Origin of the sequence: Sulfurimonas sp., assembly GCF_023229105.1 — a bacterium.
Taxonomy (GTDB): Bacteria; Campylobacterota; Campylobacteria; order Campylobacterales; family Sulfurimonadaceae; genus Sulfurimonas.
Genome location: NZ_JALNZY010000124.1, coordinates 1 through 3221, shown reverse-complemented (window position 1 = coordinate 3221; position 3221 = coordinate 1). Strand labels below are relative to the sequence as shown.

Annotated in this window: 4 protein-coding genes and 1 pseudogene; 3 read left to right on the top strand and 2 right to left on the bottom strand. The window is 35.4% G+C overall.

Annotated elements, in window-relative coordinates:
* The 3 genes and pseudogenes from M0Q17_RS11020 to M0Q17_RS11010 all read left to right on the top strand — a co-directional run.
* Positions 1 to 139, top strand: a pseudogene (locus tag M0Q17_RS11020) (zinc transporter ZupT); the annotation flags it as partial.
* Positions 140 to 154: 15 nt separating this feature from the next.
* The gene (locus M0Q17_RS11015; RefSeq protein ID WP_295086807.1) at positions 155 to 658 is read left to right on the top strand and encodes an RNase H family protein; all 504 of its coding nucleotides are present in this window, start codon (positions 155 to 157) and stop codon (positions 656 to 658) included.
* A 153-nt stretch (positions 659 to 811) separates the two neighbouring features.
* Positions 812 to 1366, top strand: a complete 555-nt coding sequence (locus tag M0Q17_RS11010; RefSeq protein WP_295086805.1) for an HPP family protein — start codon at positions 812 to 814, stop codon at positions 1364 to 1366.
* Here M0Q17_RS11010 and M0Q17_RS11005 read toward each other — a convergent pair.
* Entirely contained in the window at positions 1363 to 2265 is a 903-nt protein-coding gene (locus tag M0Q17_RS11005; protein ID WP_295086803.1) for a protoglobin domain-containing protein, read from the bottom strand. The genes M0Q17_RS11010 and M0Q17_RS11005 overlap by 4 nt on opposite strands.
* Before the next feature lie 9 nt (positions 2266 to 2274).
* Positions 2275 to 2952: a superoxide dismutase gene (locus tag M0Q17_RS11000; protein WP_295086801.1), complete on the bottom strand. Its 678-nt coding sequence runs from the start codon at positions 2950 to 2952 to the stop codon at positions 2275 to 2277.
* Positions 2953 to 3221: the final 269 nt, after the last annotated feature.

Sequence of the window (3221 nt, the reverse complement as noted above, 5' to 3'; positions counted from 1 at the left end):
GGGGATTATGGTCTATATCTCCTTTGATGAACTTCTCCCCGCTGCGAGAGTTTACGGCAACGCACACACAACAATAGCCGGCATTACCATTGGTATGTTTATTATGGCACTAAGTCTTATCGCTTTTAAATTAGTATAAAAGAGGCATCTATACATGTATGTAGATATAAACAAACCAACACTCTTTTTATTTACAGATGCTAGCGTAGATCCAAAAACAAAAATTGGTTACGGTGCTTATCTGCTTTTAGGAGAATATGAACTTGGGGCTCCCTTATCTAAACTAAAAGTCAATGTTAAAAGATTTGAAGGGACAACCTCTTCTAAGCTAGAGCTAGAGACTCTTTTGTGGGCGCTACAAAAACTGCCGACAAAAAACTCTAAGATAGTAGTATATACCGATTGTCAAAATATTATTAGCTTAAAAGAGAGAGAGGATAAACTCAAAAAAAGCAACTTTATGACTAAAAAAGGTACGCTGATTAAAAATCATGAACTTTACAAAAAATTTTATAAACTAACAGATCTTTATGAATGCGATTTCATAAAAGTAAAGGGGCATAAAAAAAGCAAAGACAAAGATGTGATAGACAACTATTTCACTCTCGTGGATAAGGAATCAAGAGAAGCACTAAGAGGGAGAAAAAGCAAGAGTTAAAAGAGTTAAACACTATGTTATGAAGGGAAAAAAGATTTTAAAAAAAATCTCGAAATTGGGTCTTGATGCTATCTTCTGTTTTGTTGACATATATCAACACTCCTTATAAAAAAAGTGTTTATTATTCTCATAATTTTATATGGGGAGCAATAGATGCATTTGAGAAGATATTTTGCAAGGATGAGAACAAAAGAGATACGCCCAGTTAGAAAATCTCTAAGTAAAATCTTATGGTCAGCTCTTGGCGCATTTGCAAGTATCTACTTTATATCACTCTTTGGACACATGTTTTCACCTCAAGACAACTTCCTTTTACTTGGATCTTTTGGCGCTTCTGCCGTGCTTATCTATGGGGCTCCTGAAGTCTCGTTCTCACAACCGAGAAATTTGTTGGGCGGACATATTTTATCTGCTATAGTATCAGTATCTTTGGTTAAAATTTTCGGCGGATTATTAGAATTTGAGCTCTTATGTGCACTTAGCGTCTCCTTGTCTATTTTGGTTATGCATCTTACTCTAACAATGCATCCTCCGGGCGGGGCAACAGCTCTTATCTTTGTTATAGGCAGTGAGCAAATCCAATCATTTGGCTGGATGTACCCACTTACTCCAATAGCCACAGGAGCATTTCTTATGCTCCTAGTAGCACTTATAATTAATAATTTATCGACAAATACTAAAAGGCACTATCCGCTTTATTGGTACTAAATGTCACTTTTTTTCTTTACCCCTATAAGCCAGTAAGCAACTGCTAGAGCTACTATTACCGCACCGATAATCAAAAGCTCTTTACCGTTTTCAGATGAGAGCGAGTAGATAAGAACTTTTCTAATAAGCGCTGCCATCGCAAGCATTATAAACGCTCCTATGGCAAACCCTTTACCTTGGAGATGATTTATCTCCTCATGTATAAGCTCAATAGCAGCCCATAGCACTAGTAAGCTTCCAAGAACTGTCAATATTCCCTTCTCTATGCCTATGTCCGTAAAAAAAAGCAGATAAATATCATAAACAAATAGTCCTATCGCAAAAAATGCGACTAGAGCCAAGGAGCCGGCGAGAAAAAAATTGATATAAGAGTTAAATCTTTTAAGACCGGATAAAACTGTTTTTTCAAATTTAGACAGAGATAGAAATTTGCTAAGCTCTTCCTCTCTGTATGAGCTTGTGAGAGTATCAAGATTAATATCAATAATCTTCTCCACAGCCTCAATCTCCATCATACTCTGCTTCTCGTTATCACATTTTTCATGAAGATTTTTTATGATAAATGTTCTAACAAAAGTAAAAGCAGAGTTGACATAGTGTGTCGGAAGTCCGATGCGTACATGCACCTCGCCTATTTTATATAGATATGTAAAATAGAGCAAATCATACTTGCCGCAAAAAAGATTGATAAACCACGCCTTTATCTTTAATCGGTGATAGTCAATAATTTTTTGATTTTTCAGAAATTTGGCTGTTGAGCCAAAACCCCAGATATAATCATAAAACTCATCAATAAATCTATCTGCAAGTGCACTCATTTTCGGCTGAAGCCCTAGCAGAAGAAGCTCTTCTTCCTTTGTGAACTTATAGTGCTCTTTTAAACTCTCGTGCTGCTGCATTTTGCTCCCCTAGCTAGTAACTCTGTCTTGATTTTGAATATCATCAAGTATTTGGCAAAAGGAGTCATGAATATCATTACAAGGCTCTATTCCTATAAAAATATGATTATCTGTTTTTTCAAACGCTTTTGTAGCAAAGTCCCAATTGATGTGGTTCCAAAACTCTTCTAAATACTTTAGACGCAAATTTCTATAATCAATATAATAGGCATGTTCCCACACATCGCACACAAACAGAGGGATAAGATGAGAAGCCAGAGGAGTATTTGCATTTTCTGTCTGCTTAAGCATCAACTGCCCTTTAGGCTCTCTAACTAACCATACCCAGCCTGAACCAAAAAGCGTTGTTCCTGCTTTTATAAACTCCTCCCTCAGAGCTTCTAGCGAACCAAAATCATTATTGATTTTGAGTAAAAATTTTCCACTCGGAGCAGATTTTGAACTACTAAGGCACCTCCAATAAAAATCATGATTAAAAGCTTGTGCGGCGTTATTAAAAACGGCTCCCTCAGAATCTCTAATAATTGAAGAGAGAGACATTTTGTCAAACTCTGTTCCTTTGATAAGCTCATTTAACTTATTTACATAAGCTGTATGATGCTTGTGGTAATGGTACTTAATTGTCTCTGCCGAAATAAACGGCTCAAGTGCATCCTCAGCAAAAGGAAGTTTTCGTAACTCTATCATGGCATATCCTTATTCTGTTAAAATTTATTCTAAAGACAAGTGTAAGATTTTATTATTAAAACGAATTTAAAATAAACATCTACATATATTATCATAGTTTTAATCATTTAAATATAAGCAAAAAATGGTATCCTTTCAGCTAGAAAAATACGGAGAAGTCAATGATTAACTCACTAAGAGGAATGAATGATATTTTAAGCGATGATTATGAGAGATTTACATATTTCATAAACACCGCTACAAAAATTGCTCAAAGATACGGCTTTCAT

Bases quoted from the DNA above. Each gene is read 5' to 3' on its own strand.
- M0Q17_RS11000 (WP_295086801.1), bottom strand. From the start codon at position 2,952: ATGATAGAGTTACGAAAACTTCCTTTTGCTGAGGATGCACTTGAGCCG.
- M0Q17_RS11015 (WP_295086807.1), top strand. From the start codon at position 155: ATGTATGTAGATATAAACAAACCAACACTCTTTTTATTTACAGATGCT.
- M0Q17_RS11010 (WP_295086805.1), top strand. From the start codon at position 812: ATGCATTTGAGAAGATATTTTGCAAGGATGAGAACAAAAGAGATACGC.
- M0Q17_RS11005 (WP_295086803.1), bottom strand. From the start codon at position 2,265: ATGCAGCAGCACGAGAGTTTAAAAGAGCACTATAAGTTCACAAAGGAA.